This window comes from Streptomyces piniterrae, from assembly GCF_005048155.1.
In the GTDB taxonomy this organism is placed as follows: Bacteria; Actinomycetota; Actinomycetes; order Streptomycetales; family Streptomycetaceae; genus Streptomyces; species Streptomyces piniterrae.
On record NZ_SUMB01000028.1, the window covers coordinates 1 to 1,112 of the forward strand.

The window sequence follows — 1,112 nt, forward strand, 5'->3', positions numbered from 1 at the left end:
GAGTCTTGGACCCACACCTGTGCACTGCGGACATCCCGAACGGTTTTGGATGTCCGGCTGGTTCCCCGCGTTCTCATCACCTCCGTCCGGGCGCGCAGCTCCTGGCTGCGGTCCGTGACGGAGTGGCGGGTTTCCTCACGCTCCCGGACACCGCGATCGGCCTGGACGGTCCGATGCCCAGCACCATCACTCTGGTGGTGCTGGGGCGGTGCCGTCCGTCGCCGGATCGGGTGCCCGAGGGCGCGTCGCCCGATCGCGATGCCAGCGGCATCGTGGCGGGACATCTTGCGAGTCTTGCTGGTCAACGGCTTGCGCCAGTGCTGGTCGCCCCACATCGACGTATACGCCGGGTCGACGGCGACAATGCTCAGGCCGACCTCGGCGGCCATCGACACGAGGCGGGCTTTGAGTTTGCCGGTGGGCATGCCGGAGATCAGCTGCCGGAACCTTTTGCGCCGGCCGTGCTTCTCGCGGGTCTTCTCCTGCGCGAAGTCCAGGTTTTCGATGCCGATAGCCGCGACACCGCACCGCTTGGCCCAGTGCAGCAGCCGTGTGATCGCGTGCCGCACCTGGGCGTCGCGGTGATCGGCCGCCCCGGACAGGTCGTAGGAGAAGCGGCGCGGCGCACCGATCGGGTTGCCATGCCGGTCAAGGCGGTAGGCGGCGAAGTGGTCGGCGTTCGTGTCCACGCCGACCATGCCCTCAGCCCGTGCTGCCTCCAGCGGGATCGTTTTGACCACGGGCCGGGTCCACAACGCGGTGAGGTACCAGCGGCCCCGCTGCACGTCGCAGTGGATGCGGTACGCCACGGCCCGGTTCTGCTCGATGCGGTCCCGCCATTCGGCGCCCCGATGCGCGAACGCGACCTTGGAAGCAAGTACGTACCGGCCGTGCCGGCTGTTGGCCAGGTGGGCGAGCGGCGCCGGGAGTTTGATGGAGACCTCGCCGTCCGGCGTGACGCGGATCGTCTCGTTGCCGAAGCGCTTGCCGGACTCGCCGTCCGCCTGGAGGAACCAGCGCTCCACCTCCCACCGCTGCCGCCACTCGGTCTCGGTGAGCTTCGCGGCAGCGAGGTTGTGCCGGTTCTTCAGCAGCCGCCGGCCGCCGCGCAC

At 69.3% G+C, this 1,112-nt stretch carries 1 protein-coding gene; it reads right to left on the reverse strand.

Annotation, left to right across the window (positions count from 1 at the left end; all coding sequences use genetic code 11):
* Positions 1 to 1,112 (reverse strand): IS200/IS605 family element transposase accessory protein TnpB (locus FCH28_RS37855; RefSeq protein ID WP_136744983.1); only part of this gene is annotated, 1,112 nt, incomplete at both ends.